At 59.3% G+C, this 226-nt stretch carries 1 protein-coding gene; it reads right to left on the bottom strand.

Annotated features, from left to right (window positions below; genetic code table 11):
* The coding region (locus GVL12_RS26140) for an HNH endonuclease (RefSeq protein ID WP_235034001.1) at positions 1–197 on the bottom strand (197 nt) is incomplete at its 3' end.
* Positions 198–226: the final 29 nt, after the last annotated feature.

The following is a 226-nucleotide window of genomic DNA, read 5'->3' as shown; positions in this document are numbered from 1 at the left end:
GTCAAGTTGGAGGCACGGTTGCTGCCGCCATAGGCCCTAGCTCGGATGTGTTCGATCTGCAGGGGCAGATTCCTGGCGCCGCAGTAGGCGCACTGGCGGCCCCATTTTTCCAGCAGATACTCGCGCAGCTCGTAGCCGAACAGCGTGCCTTGCTGGTATTCGATGCCATCGATCTCAGGATTTTGCAACGCTTGCATGTCGAAGCGCACAAGCTCCGAGCTGATGG

Origin of the sequence: Pantoea sp. 18069 (assembly GCF_902706035.1) — a bacterium.
Lineage (GTDB): Bacteria > Pseudomonadota > Gammaproteobacteria > Burkholderiales > Burkholderiaceae_C > Comamonas.
This window is presented reverse-complemented; position numbering and strand designations above follow the sequence as displayed.